This is a genomic window from Streptomyces sp. NPDC006012 (assembly GCF_042871185.1).
Classification (GTDB): Bacteria; Actinomycetota; Actinomycetes; order Streptomycetales; family Streptomycetaceae; genus Streptomyces.
The window spans coordinates 212,028-228,556 of record NZ_JBIAIE010000010.1 but is presented as its reverse complement, the minus strand read 5'-3'; the positions used below and the strand labels follow the sequence as shown (position 1 = coordinate 228,556).

The following is a 16,529-nucleotide window of genomic DNA, read 5'->3' as shown; positions in this document are numbered from 1 at the left end:
TGGCCGGCTCAAAAGCCCTCTCGGTCGGATCTTTCTGTCGAAGGCTCGTCCCGGTTCAACTATTTGATGGGAAAGTCGAAATAGGTGTCCGGGTAAGGTTCGTCTTTGAGGGTGTAATGCCACCACTCGCTATCGTACGCACTGAAACCACACGTCTCCATGATGGACCGAAGGTACTGACGGTTCCTCGCTTCGATTTGGGTGATTCCTTTTGCTCCATGATGCGAGATGGAATCCATCAAATCATGGCCACCACCCATGGGGGCGAGCTCAACTGTGCCCAAGTCATAGAGCGTCAGGTCAACGGTGCTGCCCCGGCTGTGGCCCGACTTGGCGGCCACATATCCCATTTCGAACATCTCGGCTCTGCTGATATTCGGATAGTGTCGTGACTTCGTCCGGTCGTCCTCCGGCTGTTCCGACCAGCGCAGAAAGCAGTCGACGGCGCGCTGCGGGCGATAACCGTCCCAAAGCAGCAAGCCGAAGCCGAGGGATTCAGCCTTCTCTCGCGCTCGTTCCAGGGCTGCACACAAGGCCCTCGTGCCGACGATTCGATTGGCCAGATAGCCGTCCACCGGCTTGCCGGTGAAGTTGTCCCACGTAGCGTACTTGGCATCCCAACGTATTTCGGAGGCCAGTTCGTCCACAAAGACGAAGTCCTTCCTCATCGGCTTTTCCCTGTCAGTGCCAGCGATACGGTCTGGTCGATTACTTCGCTTAGCGGCATCCCTGCGGCGGCCACCATCCTCGGATAGCGGCTGTACGACGTCATACCGGGAAACGTATTAACCTCGTTGAGGACCACTGCTCCATCCTTCGTGAAGAACAGGTCCACCCGTGCCAGTCCCCTGCATCCCAAAGCTCGATAGACGACCATGGCCGTACGTTGAACGAGCTGGCGCGACTCCGCTGGAATATCAGCGGGAACGATTGCCGTCGAGTTGTCAGACTCGCGGCGATCGAGGGCGACCGCCGCATCGCCGTCCTCGGCGCGATGCTTGAGCTCGGCGCCAACAGCGAGGCCGAGCACCTCGCCGTCGGACGGTACGCCGCCTCCCGGACCGATGTGGTGGACGCGGTCGGCGAGGCCGCCCGGCCGATCGCCGACGGCGCGGGAGAGCGCGCAGTGGTGGCGACCGACAACGACGCGGCAGTCGACTGGTTGCGCGGCCGCCTCGTCGCCGGCGACATGGTGCTCGTCAAGGCATCCCGCGCGGCGGGGCTGGACGAGGTCGCCGCTGCGCTCGCGTAGTCGGCCGGCCCGAAGTCCGCCTTGCGCCTCAGCGCCCGCGCCGCCTCATGGCAGCCGCGTCCGGGCGGCGGCCTGCTGGTCCAGCACGTAGGCGACCCGCTCCCCCCAGCTGGTGTCCGTGTCCCACTTCGGACCGCGCAGGTCAGGGCGTACCGCTCCCGAGAATCGATGGGGTGACCGTTGGAGGGGTTCAGGCATGGAGAGCAGATCGTGTCCTGGATTCGTAACGACGCCAGGCGAAGCACAACGGGCGGGGAGGCCAGCCCATCTAGGGGATCAGCGAAGCGCACCGGGCGCTTTCGCCGAAGGAGATGGATCTCACCGGACGGGGGATCCACGAGAGGGAAGTCCATGACCAGGACGAAGAAGGCCGGGCTGAAGACGCGGGGCGGCCGTGTGGCTGTGATCGGTGCGCTGGGTCTGGCCTCGGTGGCTCTGGCCGCCGTGCCGGCGTTCGCCAAGGGCACGGTGGACATCACGGCGCCGCACACGGCACATGTCGGCAAGACCATCACGATCAAGGCGCACGGCGACGACGACAGTGCCGGCTACCTGCACCAGCTGTGCCTGGAGGAGAACGGCTACGGCGAGGGGTGGCACCAGGAAAACTGCAGCGCCGCGGTCAAGGGGGACGCACGGGTCACCGCGAAGGGCACGGCTGCCGCGCCCGGCGACCTCAAATTCCGTGCCGTGCTGTACGGCCTCACCAGCAAGCACGACCAACACCCGGTGCGCTTGCACGCCTCTGACGTGGTGACGGTGCACGTCCGCTGAGCCGGCAGCGCTGCCGCTGACAACGGGCACGGCAGCTGCTGACGGGGCTGGAAACGCCCACGGGCCGGTTTCCCAAGCTTGAGAAACCGGCCCCGCGCCCACCTCAGCTCGCAGTCCGCTGCAGCAAGTCCGAGGCGAGCTGCGCCCGGCCGGGGCCTGGTCCTCGGGTGAGGACACCTGGCTCACCCGGCCGGGTCCCGCTGTCCTGCGCACCGGATCGCTCCTTGCCGGAATCCACTCGTCCGGGGTATAGGTCTGTGGTCCAGGCGGTGCGCGATGGGTGGGGGGGCTCGTTGGGGCGGGGGCTGCGGCGGATTGTCTGTCTGTTGTTCATGACAGCGCTGCTGTGCATGGTGCCGGGCACGACCGCTCAGGCGGCGGACGACGAATGCCGCACCGAGCAGTTGAAGTCGGCGCGCGTCACGGCGTCGGTGCGTTTCAAGCACGAGGGCGAGGACTACACCAAGGCCGAGGGGCGCCTCACGGTGAAGGCACCCAAGTCCTGGAGCCGGGCGGCAGATCTGCTGCTGAACGGGGACACGGAACGGTACCGGACGGCCATGCGGTGTCTGCTGCGCTATCCCGACGATCCTTTTCCGTACCGGGACACGGAGGGGCGTACGGTGCCGCCGAAGGTGACCGTCGAGAAGAAGTGGGTGACGGTCGACCAGCGTGTCACGACCTGGGCCGTCAGTCTGCAGACCCGTGACTTCGGCCCCTGGCGCCTCACCCCGGGCAACCGGCTGTGGCACCTGGAGCTGATACCGGTGCCCGCCCTGGACGGGGCCTGGTGGCGGGAGGTCACCGTCGATCTGGGAGGGCGGGCCGCCCGGAGCGTTTCTCCGGCGCCGGATACGGGTGCCACGACCAGGCTGACCTGGACCAGCGAGAAGGCGGGCAAGCCCCCCGCGGTCTCGGTCACCCTGCAGCCGCCGGCGGCCAAGGCATCGGCGGCACGGTGGAGCGAGGACCCCTGGTATCTCTTCGCCTCGCTGGCCTGGCTTCCGTTGGACGGAGTGTTCCTCGTCCTGCTCCTGGTCACGGTGCGCGCGGTGCGGCGCGCGCCCGCCTCCGCGCCACGTACCGACGCCGAAGCACACACGGCCCGCAATCTGCTGGTCACAAGCTGGTTGGTGTTCGCCATCACCGCCGTCCGGTACTTCGACGACGGGCTGCTGAGCCACCTCGCCGGCCGGGGCGCGGCATTGTTCTGGACGGACCGGCACCGCACCGCCGTCCATTTGGGACTGACCCTTCTCACCGGGCTGGCGCTGTGCGTCTTCGGCAGACCGGGACGGACCGCCGTCGTCCTCGTCATCGCCGCCGGCGGATACGTGACCGCTGTGGCGTGCCGTCCCGAGTGGTTCGCGCTGCCCTCCCAACTGTGGCTCGACTGGGAGAATTCCCCCGACGAGGTGCTCTGGTTCCGGGAGAACTGGGCCATGGTCGCGTTCGCCGGGGCCTGCGCCTGCCTGGTCTTCGTCTGGCTGGTGGGCGCCACAGCCTCCCTGCTACGACTGTGGCGCTCCGCCGATGCCCCGGCGCCCGGCTGGCCGCGGGGCCGCTTCCCGCACGCTCTCCTGGCTGCGCTGGTTCTCGTATCGGTGGCGGTCGCCGCGATGAGCGTGTGGAGCGCGCAGAACCTGTGGGAGTACCAGAGCTGGCTCAGCAGGCGCAATGGGGACGAGGTCTACGGCCTATGGCATGTGGCGACCCTGTTCAACGACATACGCTGGTTCCCCTCCGACTGGCTGGACTGGTTCTACGGAACCTACCTCTGGTGGTGGTGCCCGTCCCTGGCGATCCTGGCCGTCCTGCGCGCCCGCCACCAGGCAGCCGTCCCGGCGGCCGCCCTCCTCCCACCGGCCGAACTGCGCACCCTGAAGGTGTTCTTCGTCGTCTGTGTGGCGCCCTTCGCCGGCTGGTACGCCGGTGTTCCCCTGCCCCTGCTGCCTCTGCTGGCGCTCTGGCTCACCCTGACCGGCCTGCTCGCCCTCGGAACCCGGCGCGCGGTCCTGTACCGGAGGCTGGTCCCGGGCCATCGGCTGCACGAGGTGGCCAAGGAATCCGGCCGCCGGCAACTGCTCAGGGCGGCGCGGCGCCACCGTGAGCTGCATGCCCAGCTGCGCCGGCTGGAGCAGGGCCAACAGGAGGGAGATCGCTCCCAGTTGGAGCACGAGCTGGACCGGCTGCACCGGCTGCCGCACCCCTCCCCGCCGCCCGGCCTGCCGAACACCTGGATACGGCTGCCGCCCTCCATCAGCCCCGTGGAGCTCGCCCTGGCCTGGGGGCCGCGGACCACCTGGTGGGGCAATGCCTGCCGGGCCGCGTACTTCTCCGCGCTGATCTCGGTGCCCGCGGTCGCCATACTGACCTGGGCCGAGCAAGTCCGCGGCGTTCGGTGGGCCGACAAGTTCGTGCAGCGCTTCGGACTCGTCGAAACGGTGACGGCTGCGGTCTCCAATGAACTCCTCTGGGTGGGCGCCGGCTTCACCCTCGGTGCGCTGTGGCGTGTACTGCCCGGCCGGCGCGGGCCCGCGCGCGCGTCCGGGCTGGCGCTCGCCTACGCGGCTCCGGTGCTGGTGCAGTGGGCCGGCAACTGGATCGTCGGCCAGCCCCTCGGCACCTGGCCGCTCGACCTCAGCCTCACCCTGCTCGTCCTCACCCTGACCGGAGTCGCGATGGACATCGACACCTTCCGCGGGGAGAAGCACTACTGGCCCACCAGGGCAAGCATGCTGTTGTCCGTGTACCAGTGGCGTACGGCCTCGGTGCAGATGGCGTTCCTCATCGGCCAGCTCGTAGCGCTGGTGACCATCTGGCAGCAGCTGAAGGGGAACGACCCGATGATCCTGATCGAGCGGAGTCCCGGTGAAAGCACCGGAGGCGAGGGTTCCGGAAACTAGCCGGTCACCGCCCCGGAGGCGGCCGCCGCCAACACCGGCACGCCGCGGAGTACGTCCGAGCGGGCCGCTCCGGGCCATAGAGCCGGCCCACCGCCACGGCCGGTCGGCGATCGAGTGGCGGCCAGGAATGGCCGAGGCCGTGGTGTGACAAGCCAGCCACGGCATCCGGAAGTTCAACCCGGATATTCCGGCTGCAGAGCGCGAACCCGCTGGTGGTACCTGTGTGCCGGTGGCCAGGAGGTCGATGGATATCCGATCGCGTGAGACGGTTGCGAGCCGGCACGCTGCCCCCATGGATCACGCGGAAGTGCTCCTCATCGGCGGGCGGGCCGGAGTCGGCAAGACGACGGTGGGGTGGGAGGTCTCAGCGTTGTTGCGGGCCGCAATGGTCTCGCACGCGGTCATCGATGGTGACCCCACGGGCCAGCCGCGGACAGCGTCAACTCCGCCGGAACCCGGCTCGCTTCACGCGCGCCCGCCCACCTGCCCTGCCCCCGACCAGGGCCGGCAGAAAGCACTGCCGGAGTTCTGGGCGGTCAGCTCCTGCCGGTGCGCGCCTTGCGTATGGCCCGGGTGACGACCGGCGGCAGCACGTCGACGGCAACCCGGCGGACCCGGCTTCGGCGGCGGGATGCGGTCCGGGCGGCCGGGGCCGCGGGAGCAGGTGCCGCCGCAGGCGCCGGCTCCGCGGCCCGGGACTCCGTCTCGGCGGCCCGCTCCGCATGCCGGGAGAGCGGGAACGCAGGCGCCGGCATCTTCTTGGACTTCAGCCGGATGATCCGGTGCCCGGCGGCCTCCTGGACGCTCAGGTGGCAGTCGGTACGCTCCTGCACCACGGCCAGCAGGTCCTCCTGGACCTGCTCCGGGTCGTCCCAGGTGCCGTAGAGCTTCTGCGTGCTCAGGCAGACGGGCCGCAGGCCCCGGTTGAGCACAGCCTCCCAGGTGGCTATGGAAACGCCCGGCGTGTGCTCGGAGCGGAAGTCGTCCAGGACCACGATGCCGCCGGGCAGCAGCAGGTCCCGGGCCGCTTCGATGTCGCCCCGCACGTGCTCGTACAGGTGGGAGGCGTCGATGTGCACGAACCGGCAGGAACCGCTTTCGACCTCGCCGGGCACCACGGAGCTGGGTCCCTGCAACACACGCGGAAGTTCGTCGTGGAAGGAGCGGTAGTTCGCCTCGAAGACGCGCCGGGTCAGGGCGCTGTAGGACTTGACCGACTCGGCCCGGTTGGCGTCGTCCGGGGCGTCACCCTCGAAGAGGTCGCACACCGTGTACTTCTCCCCCGGCTGCCGGTGCCGTCCGGTGAAGATCGCGCTCTTGCCCATATAGACACCGACCTCCAGGAGGTCACCGTGCATTCCGGCGGCCTCCTGCCTGTTCAGGAACCAGTCGAAGAGCGTCTGGTCGAGCACCGGGAACCAGCCGGGCACGTCATCGAGACGATGCGGCAGCCGGGTTTCTTCCTGGATGGTGGCCATACGGGAGGTACTCCCTCGCTACGGAGCCTGTGTCTTGTCTGCAGAATGCCTGTGGAGCAAGGCACTACAGTGCCCATCCCGAGCAGCAGTCCGAAACCCACGAAGAGGCCAACGGTCGCTGAACATTCGGTCACCCCGCCCGCCCCGTAGTCAGGTACGCGGTCACGGATCCCACCGGGTCGCTCGTCGGCCTGCCGACGCCGGCCGGGCGCCTACCAGGGCGGACGCCACACCGGAGAGCGGAAACGGACGTCGTCCGCTCCCGCTCTCCCTGTCCGACACGACGTCGGCGGGCGCCGGGCTGATTCGCCCGGCGCCCGCCAGTCACGGCCGCTCCGCCGTCACTGCCCCGAGAAAGGGCCGCGGTGCAGGTAGGCGTGGTCGATCGTCTGCCGGACGCTGTCGCCGGCGGCGTCCTTCGCGGTGACCCGCAGCGTCACGAACGCGTCCTGGTGCACCGAGGAGGGGCGTTGGACGGTGGCGGTGAAGTCCGTACCGCTGCCGCGCCGGTCCGTGCGGGCCGTGGTCCAGGTCCGCCCGTCGTCGTACGAAGCCTCGACCTTGAGGGACACCCCGCGCGGGGCGGCCAGGCCGTCCGGCATACGCACGTGGAGATCCACGCTGTGCGACCGCTGCGGGCCCACCGCGTTGCGGGCGTCCACGGGCACGGCGTAGTCGACCTGGAGCAGCGGCAGCACATCGGTGGTCGCCGCGGTGTCCGAGGCGAACGTCCAGGACGTCGTGGTGCCGGTGCCGAACTTCCAGTCGGCGGAGGTACGGCTGGTGGTCAGGTCAAGCCGGTAATCGGCCTTGCCCGTCGGCACCTCGATGTCGCCCCACGCGCCGTTGTCGGACTCCGCGATGCGCTGGCCGTCTCGGTACACCTCCGCTCGGGCGACGTCTTCCCCTTCCTCGTCGCGCACCGCGGACGCTCCGGTGCCGATGCCCCCCGACCCGCCCCACTCCGCGTACGACCAGTGGCCGGTGCCGGAGTCGGAGAACTCCGGGATGTAGAACGACAGGGTGTCACCACTGCGCACCGAGGCGGGAAAGCCCTTCGCACCGTGCGGGATCGCCGGGCGCACCGGGGCCCCGAACCACTTCTCCGTGGCACGCTGTCCGGGCTGGTAGGTGTGGGCCGCGTCGTGCATCCCGACGCCCAGCGCGATGTCCCGGTCCACGACGGTGTTGTGGTGCACGGTGTGGCGCCACAGCGTGTCACCGGCCGTCACATACTCCACTCGCTCCTGTCCCATGAGCACATCACGGCTGCTCTGGTTCCAGGCCGTGTCCTGGTAAGGACGCCATCCGAAGCGCTGCTCGCTCCCCCAGGACGATGCCCCGGTACGCGTGTAGGTGGCGCGCACCACCGCGCTGTTGCGGTCGGAGACCGTGTACACCAGGTGCTCGGGGACGCGCTGCTGGGAGACCTGCATCACGTCGTACAGGTACGGGCTGTGCACCGTGCCGGAGAAGTCCACCGAGGTGGAGCGCTTTCCGGCGCGCTTGAGCAGGTCGGTGCCCTCCCCCGTGCCGGCCCGCATGACGGGCAGGGCCAGGCGGTCGCCTTCCGGGTGCCAGCGCGTCCAGGGGTAGAAGCCCTCCGGCATCACCAGCATCAGCGCCTTGGCCCCGGCGTCCGCCGCCGCCTGCGCGAGCGCCTGGTCGTCGCCGAAGTCGTAGCGGACGACGGCGAGCTTCCCGCGCACGTGGGCGGCCTTGAGGTCGTCAGCGGTGCCCGCGCCTGCGTCCACCGCGGTCAGCCGGGCGCCCTTGTCATCGAAGACCGGGGAGGTCGGCAGGTAGTACGGGGTGAAGGCCGAGGAGGTGCCGGACACCTTCGCCCGCAACTGGGGCGCGGTCATCTGCCAGCGCGAGGCGAACTCGAAGGTGCCGTCGGTGACCTGGGCCGTAGGGCTGACGTAGATCCGCTTGGCAACGTCGAAGAACATCACGCCCTGGATCAGGCCGTGTCCGTCGATCTTGCGGTACGTCTGGTAGCTGAGGATGCCGCGCTGCTCGGCGGACTTGGGCGTGCGGATCTGCACCTCGGTGACCTTGGAGGCGTCCAGCGTCACCGTGGTGTCCTTGGTGACCGTCACCTGCGGGTTGATCACTTCGACCAGTTCCTGGCCGTCCGCGGCGTCGTCCACGGTGCCGTAGTCGACCTGGTAGGTGCCGTCCTCGACGACGGCGACCGCGGAATCGGCGCTGGTGTACGAGACGAAGCCGTCGGCGCCCCAGATGGTGGGCAGCGCGCCCGGCAGCACCTTGCCGGAGCGGTCGCGGACGACCACGGAGAGCCGGTGCACCGGCGCGTGCACGACCAGGGAGAGCGTGGTGTGGGCCAGGACGGTGCCGTCGGCACGGGTCACGGTGGCGTAGCCGTAGTACGAGCCTCGCTTGGCCTTCGTCGCGTCAGTGCTCAGCGGCACGTCGGCGGAGGCGCCGGGAGCGAGGCGGAGGGTGTCGGCGGCGGGCGTGACGACCCCGGCCGGCAGGGGGATGTTGTCGGCGTTCGCCAGGGCGACGGCCAGCTTCAGGTCGACGGGCTGGTCAGCGGTGTTGGTGTAGTGCAGGGTCGCAGCCTGCCGCTGTCCGTCGGAGCCCACCTGCAGGGCAGGCAGGGTCACGCTGCCGGTGGCCGTGACCGCGCCCATCGCCGCCGCGACGTCGATCCGGCCACCGCCCTGCGCCGTCACCTTGGTACCGGACACGGTGTGCGCCGTACTCACCAGCGCGTCCTTCAACTGCTGCCCCGTCCAGTCGGGGTGCTGCTGGGCGAGCAGTGCGGCGGCACCCGCGACGTGCGGGGTCGCCATCGACGTACCGGACGCGGCCGTGTAGTACGCGTCGACCGGACCGCCCATCGTCGTGCCCGCGGCGCGCGCTGCCACGATGTCGACACCCGGAGCGGTCACATCCGGCTTGACGGCCTTGTCGCCGAGGCGTGGGCCGCGGCTGGAGAAGGGCGCGAGGGAATCGTCGCGGTCGACGGCGCCCACGGTCAGCGCCGCGTCGGCGGCACCCGGCGAGCTGACCGTGCTGTCGCCTTGCTCGCCGGTGTTGCCGGCGGCGGCCACGAAGAGGGTGTCGCCCGAGGCGGAGAGCGTGTTGACCGCCTGGCTGATCGGGTCGGTGCCGTCGGACGGCTCCTCCGAGCCCAGGCTCATGTTGACGATCTTGGCATGCTCGGCCGAAGCCCACTCCATGCCGGCGACGACCTGCGACTCCGAACCGTAGCCGTCGTCACCCAGTACCTTGCCGATCAGCAGATCCGACTTCGGCGCCACCCCCTTGCGGGAGCCGGAGGACGCCGCGCCCGTGCCGCCGACGATCGACGCCACGTGCGTACCGTGCCCGAAGTGGTCCACGGTGTTCGAACTGCCGGAGAAGTCCTTGGACTCCGCGATCCGCCCGGCCAGATCCGGGTGTGTGGCGTCGACGCCGGTGTCCAGCACCGCCACCTTCACACCCTGGCCCTCGTATCCCGCCTTCCACGCCGCCGGCGCGTTGATCTGCGCCGTACTGCGGTCCAGCACCGGGGACACCTTGCCGTCCAGCCACACCCGCGGGGTCGCCGCGACGCGGGCGGCGCCCTTCGCGGTGCCCGGGATCAGTGCCTTCCAGAAGGCGCCGAGGTCGTCGTCCGCGACGCGCAGCGACCGCGCGTCGATGCTGTTCAGAGTGCGCTCGGGGGCAGATGCCATGGTGAACGCGGCGACCCGGTCCGCGACGGCGGCCGCGGCCTTCTCGTTCTTCGCCGTCGTCCGGGCCGCTCCGGAACGCGGGGCGGCGGAGACGATCAGCGGCAGCGCCGAGGTGGCCGCCTCGTCATAGCCCTGGGCGATCAGGGTGGTGACGTTGAAGAGACGCCGGTCCAGCGCCCCGGCGGCGATGAGGTCCGCGGCGTCCGAGGGCAGCACCGTCAGGTCGCCGCCGTCCTCCTGGTACGTGCGGAACACGATGTGTTCGCGCCCCGGCCCGGGTTCCACCGACGCGGTGGTGCGGCCGTCGCCGACGGGCGTCACCGTCACGCGGTCGCCGGTCACCAGCCGCACGGTCGCGGAGTGAGCCCTGGGTGCGGGCGCGAATCCCGCCGCGCTCGCTTCGGGCGTCTGCGCGGACGCGGACTGCACGCCCCCGGTGGTCAGGAGCAATGCCGTCGATATCGCCGCCGTCAGGCGGTTCCATGCCATCAGCCGAGCACCTTTCGTTCAGCGTGTGGTCACGATTAATACGAAGAATCCGCTGACGCCAGGGGCATGTCACTGTCCTCAGGTGTCACAGCTGCGACTTGTCCCAACGGCGCCACAGCAATGTCCTCGTCGACGTTTCCCCTTCCGGTCCGTGGCAGCGGCTCGGCGGCGTCCAGGACATACGTGTGCGGCTGCCGGGCATGCGGACCATGGATGCGCTACCGTCCCTCAGCGCAGTGCCATTGACCGTACGGGCGGCACCCGTCGAGAACCTGGGCTCCTACGGACGCCGTCGGCGGCACCGCCCGCGCCGGGCGATGCCGCCGGTGTCCCGTGCGCGGGGCCGTCAGTCCGTGACCACGGAGGTGTTCAGGCCCTTGTCGTAGTGGTTGCGCATGATCCGGATGTCGGAACTGCCGTGGAAGACGAACAGCGGGGAGGTGTACGGCGGGTGCTCCGCGCCGTCCAGCCGCCGGACGGTGTTGCCGGTGAAGGCGAACCCGCCGACGCTCTTGGCGTCGACGACGGTGACGTCACCGATGTCGAACGAGTTGCGCTCGACCGAGATGTTGTGATGCACCGGGTTGGCGGCGTCGACGACCTGGTTGGTCGGCTCCACGTAGATGACCGGACCGCTGGGCCGGGTGAACGAGTTCCCGCGGATCGTGAGGTCGGCGACCGGCCCGGACTCGTACCACTGGTAGGCGTCCGCCGAGACGTAGATGCTGGCCATGGACATCCCGTCGAACCGGTTGCCGGTGATGAGGACGGGTTTGCGGGTGGTGACCAGCACTCCGCGGGTCGGCACGTTGCGGAACACGTTGCCGGATATGACGACCGACGGGGTGGCCGTGATGTTCTCCACGACCGTGCCGCCGATCTCGACCCCGGCGGGAACCGGCCGGTCGAAGGTGACGGTCATCGTGGTCAGCGGCTTCTTGTGGTCCATCCCGCTCGGTCCGTCGACCGCGGTGACCACCGCGTGCGCGTCCGCCAGCGGTGTCATCGTGCGCTTGGCGGCGAACTCGACCTTGTCGCCCGGGGCGAACTGCGGGAATCCGGCGGTCTGCGGGTGTGCGTAGGCGAGGGTGAGGGAGGACGGCCCGGGTTTTCCGACGACCTCAAGATAAGTGCCGTGGATGTTGATCGGGTCGTCGTGCGGGCCGTCGAAGACGTTCCCGGTGATGGAGACCTTCCCCTTGACGCCGGACATCTGCACGAAGTCCGCGAAGGAGGCCGTCGACCGGCCGGACGCCGGATCGGGCGCGAAGTTCACCTTGTCGATGGAGATGTTCTCGCTGAACTGCCCCACCACTCCGAAGGACTGCAGGTAGTGGGCGTTCATCGAGCGCATCGTGACGTTCTTGGACTCCCAGATGAAGGCGCCCGGCTCGGTCCGCTCGATGAGACGCATCTGGTAGACGAGCCCGGCGTCCGCCGGCCGGGATGCGGTGGTGTAGTCGAGCCGGATCCGGTGACCGCCGAGGTCGGTGACCGCGGCGACGTCGTTGAACAGCGGGTTGTCCCCGCGCCAGGACCGTTGCGCCCTGGGGTCGTGGATCTGCGTGTACTGGAGTCCGTCGACACCCGACCAGTACGGCTGCCCGGTGGCCGGGCTGGTCTCACCGAGCCAGGTGACGTGCGTTCCGCTCACCCGGTACGGGCTGGTGGCGGGGATCGACAGTACGCGGTAGGCGTGCCCGTCGGCGACACCGGCGTCTGCGACGGTCGCGTCGATGACCTCGGGGGCCGCGTAGTCGAAGGAGAAGTTGGTGAAGGTCACATCGGTCGAGCGGATCGACGCGAACGCCGTCTGCAGGCCGTGGTAGACGAGCTTGGCTCCGCCGCCGTCGATGGTGACGTCGTGCATGTCCTCGACGAGCAGCCCGATCTTCTTGTCCCGGTAACGCTGGTCGGCGCCGACGGTGTTGGAGACGTAGAGCTCACGCGTCTCGGCCCGTTCGGGGTAGAGCTGATAGGTGCCTTGCGAGAAGACGACCCTGACCGGCCGGTCGACGCTCTTGGCGTGCCGGAGCGCCGCGGTGACAGCAGGCGTCGAGTCCGTCCGGCCCGTGGGGTCGGCTCCGTAGGTGTCCACATTGACCACGACCGGGGCCGCGCTCGGCGCCGCGGCGACAGGACTGCCCGCGGTGGAGAGCAACGCGAGCGCCACCCCGAGAAACACGAACCGAGACATAGCCCCTCCGGAGCACAGGTGACTCATGAAACATCCTATGTATATGCGGAGTTTCGCCGGGTTTCCGGCTGGATCCCCTCGCAGAGTCTCTATAGATCCGATCTCTGGGTCAATGGTGCCGACGAGTGAGCGCGCCTCATGACGCTGACCGACGGCTCTTCCACTGCGGGTTCGGCTCGCTGACGATTCCGAATGAGGTCACGGACGGCGGAGTCATGCAGGGAAGGCCGGGGCGGCCTCCTGTCGTGGGGAGACCGCCCGGCCGGACCCGGTGGTTACCGTACGTCGTAGGCGCGTTTGACGGTCTGTGTGACCGCGTTGCCGTTGGTGTCGATGAAGGTGGCCTTCGTCGTGACCTGCTTGCCGGAGGCGCCGGTGTGGTCGAGGACGGCCGTCCAGTTGCCGTCCTGCTGCTCGGCCGGCGGCTGGGTCCAGGTGGTACCGCCGTCGTAGGAGTAGGCCAATGATGCCTCCTTGATCGTGCCCGGGGTATACCCCGCGTGGCCCTCGACCGACAGGCCGACTCTGATGCCGCTCCGCGCAGGCAGGGTGTTCAGGTCGTCCACGGGCATGTCGTACGCCGGGAAGAGGATCGGCAGGCCCCGCGAGTAGACGTCCGGCTCCCGGTGCGAGCGGAAGCTCCAGGTGGTTGTGACGGCGGTGGAGCGCAGCCAGTTCCGGTCCGAGGACGGAATCTTCTCCAGGTTCTGCGTGAGTTCGTACGCGGAGTCCTCGTCCGGCACCCGGAACGCGTCGTAGGGCCACGCGCTGGTGGCGATCTTCTCGCCGTTGCGCTTCAACACCAGGTTGCCGAGGTCGCCGAACGATCCGCCGTAGGACCAGTGGTCGCCGGACCTGTCGAGCCAGAGCCCGGTCTGAATGCCCATCAGGTCACCTTGCCGCTCGGCGGCCAGCATGAGGTTGCCGTCGGCGTCGCGGGGCGCGGCCGGCCGCAGTGGTCCGCCGTACCACTCCTCCGCGCTGCGCTGTCCGGCCTGGTAGGCACGCTCGTGATCGCCCATGAACGCGGCGAACGGGACGCTGGTCATCGCGCCGTGGTACCAGGTGTCGTCGCCGGTCGTGTAGTAGGCGGTGCGGGTGCCGGGCACATGGATCGTCCCGAACGGGCTCACGGGAACATAGGCGTTGTCGCTCCCGTCGGGGCGGATGAACATCGCGTCGATGTAATCGGCCTCCTTGCCCATGGCCTTCCACGTCTCGGTGACTTGGGCCAGCCTGGAGTCATGGGGCCTGTAGACCTGGTCGGATTGGAGCGGGCCCTGAGTCGGGAACGACAGGTTGTAGACGTAGGACGACCCGTTCCCGGAGCCGCTCGCACGCCAGGTGGGCCGGAACTCGAAAGTCCCGGTCTTGGCACGCCCGTCGACATCCGCGTAGAACGCCTTGACGTTTCCGCCGGCCATGAGCGAGCCGGCCAGCTGCCAGGTGTCGTCCCACGTGCGGGAGTAGCTGAGCGTGGTGTTGTCCGCCGTCGAGGGTCGGTCGGTGTGCACGCTCAGCCGGTGGGCCTTGCCGGCGTCCAGGACGACCGTGGTGTCACGGGTGATCCGAAGCTCGGGGTGCGCGAGGTAGCTGACCGATTCGGGTGCGTCCTGTGCAGCGTACGTGGCCACGAAGGCGCTGAGAGCGTAGTCACCCGGACGCACAGCGTATGTCTGCTCGGCCGCACCGGAGTTGCTGCGACGCTCGCCCTTGTTCGTGTCGAGGCTGACGAGGTCCAAGGAGGAGACACCGCTCGCGGGCCTGCCGTCGCGGTCGATGGTCCTGACCCGGAGGGTGACCGTCTCCGGCTGTATGTAGAGCGTGACGGGGACGGAGACGTGCACGTCGTCGCCGGTGGCCAGGATCCGTCCGGTGACCGCGCCGTACTGGGCGTGCTTCAGACGGGCGGTCGGATCGATCCGGAGCGGTACCTGCGCGGTGGCCCCCGCGGGGACTCGCACCCTGCCCTCCTCCAGCTTGACGACGCCGGAGTGGACATCGCTGCCGTCGTTGCCGTGCACACCGCTGATCTTCAGGTTCAGGGTGAGGTCTGCACCGCCGGTGTTGGTGAAGGGCACGTGCACGGTAGTGCCGTCCGAGGCGCTCTGCGGCCAGTTGTAGGTGCCGGCCTGGACGGCGGGTGCGGAGAACACTTTCTGGTTCACCGCAGCGAACACGTCAAGGACGCCGCCCCCGGTCCGGTCTGCGCCGGCGACGTTGCCGTCGGTGCGTGCTGAGGAGACCAGCGCGGCCTTGACCTGCTGCGCGGTCCAGTCCGGGTGGGCCTGGCGAACGACGGCCGCAGCGCCCGCGACATGCGGCGTGGCCATGGAGGTGCCGGACATCGTCCGATAGGCGTAGATGCCGCGGCCGCCTGCGTTGGCCGCCGAGATGTCGACGCCGGGGGCGGCGATCTCGGGCTTGAGGGTGTGAGTGACGGCCACGGGTCCCCGGCTGGAGAACGACGCGGTGGTGTCGTCGTGGTCGACGGCACCGACGGTGAGCACGTCGGGTACGCAGCCGGGCGAGGAGACCGTCTCGGTGTTCGGGCCCGAGTTGCCTGCGGCGACGACGAACAGGGTGTGTGTGTTCTTCGAGAGCTGCTTCGTGGCCTGGGCCATCGGATCGGTGCAGTCGCCGATCGTGGGGTTGCCCAGGCTCATGGAGACGACGTCGGCCTGCTGGTCGACGGCCCATTGCATGCCGGCGATGATCCAGGAGTCCTGGCCGTAACCCTGGTCGTCGAGGACCTTGCCGATGAGCAGGGAGGTACCGGGGGCGACCCCCTTCTCCCGGCCGTCACTGGCTGCTCCGGACCCGCCGGCCGTGGAGGCGGTGTGCGTGCCGTGGCCCACCCTGTCATCGGTGTCCTTCGAGTCCGTGAAGTTCCTGGACTCGGTGACCCGGTCGGCCAGGTCGGGGTGCTCGGCGTCCACTCCGGTATCCAGTACCGCGACCTTGGTGCCTTTGCCGTCGTAGCCGGCCGCCCAGGCCTCCGGCGCGTGCACCTGCGCAGTCGACCGGTCCAGTGCGGCCTTGACCTTGCCGTCCAGCCACAGTTTGTCCACCAGGGCGCCAGAACGTGCGCGGGTGTCGGTGATGTCCTGCCAGAAGGTGGCGGCCGTGTCCTTGCCGGCCCTGAACGCGACCCCGTTCACAGCCGGGAGGTTCAGGCCCCGCTCGGCCCCCCGAGGAGCCGCCGGCGTGCTGTCCGCCACGTTCACACCGCTGCGGTAGGTGGCGATGACCGGCAGCGTACGGGTGTGTGTGTCGTCGTATCCCTGGCGGATGAGCCCGGTGACATTGAACAACTGCTCGTCGGCCTTGCCCTCCGCGACGGCCTGGGAGGCGTCCTCCGGATAGACGTAGAGGTCCTTGCCCATCTGATAGGTCTGGGCGATCGGCCGCGTACCGTCCGGGCGGGGCAACACAGCCGCCGAGCTGCGGCCCGACGGGTCCGTGGTCACCAGTACCTTGTCTCCGGTGACGAGCGTGACCGTCACCTGCCTGCCGCCCGCTGCCGGGGAACCGCTCCCGATGACGGCCCTCTTCACCGGGGCACCGTCAGGCGGCGTGTCCGCCGCCCCGGAAGGCGCGACCGCGGAGACGGCCAGGACGGCGGCGGTCGCCGCGCCCAAGGCTATTCGCGTTGTGGGACCCATGGATCTCCCTCGTTGACGCCGTGAACATGCCATGCAGCGGCTCCAACTTGGCAGACAT

The 16,529-nt window shown here is 69.2% G+C and carries 8 protein-coding genes and 2 pseudogenes; 3 read left to right on the top strand and 7 right to left on the bottom strand.

The annotated features are described in order from the left end of the window. Positions 1–59 precede the first annotated feature (59 nt). Both vanX and ACFYPJ_RS20150 read right to left on the bottom strand, forming a co-directional pair. The gene (gene vanX / locus ACFYPJ_RS20155; protein ID WP_389018658.1) at positions 60–668 is read right to left on the bottom strand and encodes a D-Ala-D-Ala dipeptidase VanX; all 609 of its coding nucleotides are present in this window, start codon (positions 666–668) and stop codon (positions 60–62) included. Continuing rightward, positions 665–949 (bottom strand): annotated as a pseudogene (locus tag ACFYPJ_RS20150) (ATP-grasp domain-containing protein); the annotation flags it as partial. The pseudogene ACFYPJ_RS20150 and the gene vanX, both read right to left, overlap by 4 nt. On the opposite strand from ACFYPJ_RS20150, the pseudogene ACFYPJ_RS20145 reads away from it, so the two are divergent. Then, a pseudogene (locus ACFYPJ_RS20145) lies at positions 950–1,252 on the top strand (glutamate ligase domain-containing protein); the annotation flags it as partial. Between the two features lie 45 nt (positions 1,253–1,297). On the opposite strand, the gene ACFYPJ_RS20140 reads toward ACFYPJ_RS20145, so the two are convergent. Further along, positions 1,298–1,450: a hypothetical protein gene (locus ACFYPJ_RS20140; RefSeq protein ID WP_389018655.1), complete on the bottom strand. Its 153-nt coding sequence runs from the start codon at positions 1,448–1,450 to the stop codon at positions 1,298–1,300. Between the two features lie 153 nt (positions 1,451–1,603). Between ACFYPJ_RS20140 and ACFYPJ_RS20135 the strand changes: the two genes are divergently transcribed. Together ACFYPJ_RS20135 and ACFYPJ_RS20130 are read left to right on the top strand one after the other, a co-directional pair. Next, positions 1,604–2,026 (top strand): hypothetical protein, encoded by a 423-nt coding sequence (locus ACFYPJ_RS20135; protein WP_389018652.1) that lies wholly within the window; start codon positions 1,604–1,606, stop codon positions 2,024–2,026. A 332-nt stretch (positions 2,027–2,358) separates the two neighbouring features. Beyond that, positions 2,359–4,932: a DUF6185 family protein gene (locus ACFYPJ_RS20130; protein WP_389018727.1), complete on the top strand. Its 2,574-nt coding sequence runs from the start codon at positions 2,359–2,361 to the stop codon at positions 4,930–4,932. 536 nt (positions 4,933–5,468) lie between these two features. Here ACFYPJ_RS20130 and ACFYPJ_RS20125 read toward each other — a convergent pair. The 4 genes from ACFYPJ_RS20125 to ACFYPJ_RS20110 all read right to left on the bottom strand — a co-directional run bounded on the left by ACFYPJ_RS20125 (position 5,469) and on the right by ACFYPJ_RS20110 (position 16,471). Continuing rightward, a complete protein-coding gene (locus tag ACFYPJ_RS20125; RefSeq protein WP_389018649.1) occupies positions 5,469–6,410 on the bottom strand; it encodes a class I SAM-dependent methyltransferase in 942 nt (313 codons plus the stop codon). Between the two features lie 341 nt (positions 6,411–6,751). Then, positions 6,752–10,609: a S8 family peptidase gene (locus tag ACFYPJ_RS20120; RefSeq protein WP_389018646.1), complete on the bottom strand. Its 3,858-nt coding sequence runs from the start codon at positions 10,607–10,609 to the stop codon at positions 6,752–6,754. Positions 10,610–10,955: 346 nt separating this feature from the next. Then, complete coding sequence (locus tag ACFYPJ_RS20115; RefSeq protein ID WP_389018643.1) at positions 10,956–12,806, bottom strand: glycosyl hydrolase family 28-related protein; 1,851 nt, start codon at positions 12,804–12,806, stop codon at positions 10,956–10,958. A gap of 275 nt (positions 12,807–13,081) precedes the next feature. Next, positions 13,082–16,471, bottom strand: a complete 3,390-nt coding sequence (locus tag ACFYPJ_RS20110) for a S8 family serine peptidase (protein ID WP_389018640.1) — start codon at positions 16,469–16,471, stop codon at positions 13,082–13,084. Positions 16,472–16,529 lie beyond the last annotated feature (58 nt).

Excerpts from the sequence above, each read along its gene's own strand:
- ACFYPJ_RS20140 (WP_389018655.1), bottom strand. The coding sequence starts at position 1,450 with ATGCCTGAACCCCTCCAACGGTCACCCCATCGATTCTCGGGAGCGGTA.
- ACFYPJ_RS20130 (WP_389018727.1), top strand. The coding sequence starts at position 2,359 with ATGACAGCGCTGCTGTGCATGGTGCCGGGCACGACCGCTCAGGCGGCG.
- ACFYPJ_RS20125 (WP_389018649.1), bottom strand. The coding sequence starts at position 6,410 with ATGGCCACCATCCAGGAAGAAACCCGGCTGCCGCATCGTCTCGATGAC.
- ACFYPJ_RS20135 (WP_389018652.1), top strand. The coding sequence starts at position 1,604 with ATGACCAGGACGAAGAAGGCCGGGCTGAAGACGCGGGGCGGCCGTGTG.
- ACFYPJ_RS20115 (WP_389018643.1), bottom strand. The coding sequence starts at position 12,806 with ATGTCTCGGTTCGTGTTTCTCGGGGTGGCGCTCGCGTTGCTCTCCACC.
- vanX (WP_389018658.1), bottom strand. The coding sequence starts at position 668 with ATGAGGAAGGACTTCGTCTTTGTGGACGAACTGGCCTCCGAAATACGT.
- ACFYPJ_RS20110 (WP_389018640.1), bottom strand. The coding sequence starts at position 16,471 with ATGGGTCCCACAACGCGAATAGCCTTGGGCGCGGCGACCGCCGCCGTC.
- ACFYPJ_RS20120 (WP_389018646.1), bottom strand. The coding sequence starts at position 10,609 with ATGGCATGGAACCGCCTGACGGCGGCGATATCGACGGCATTGCTCCTG.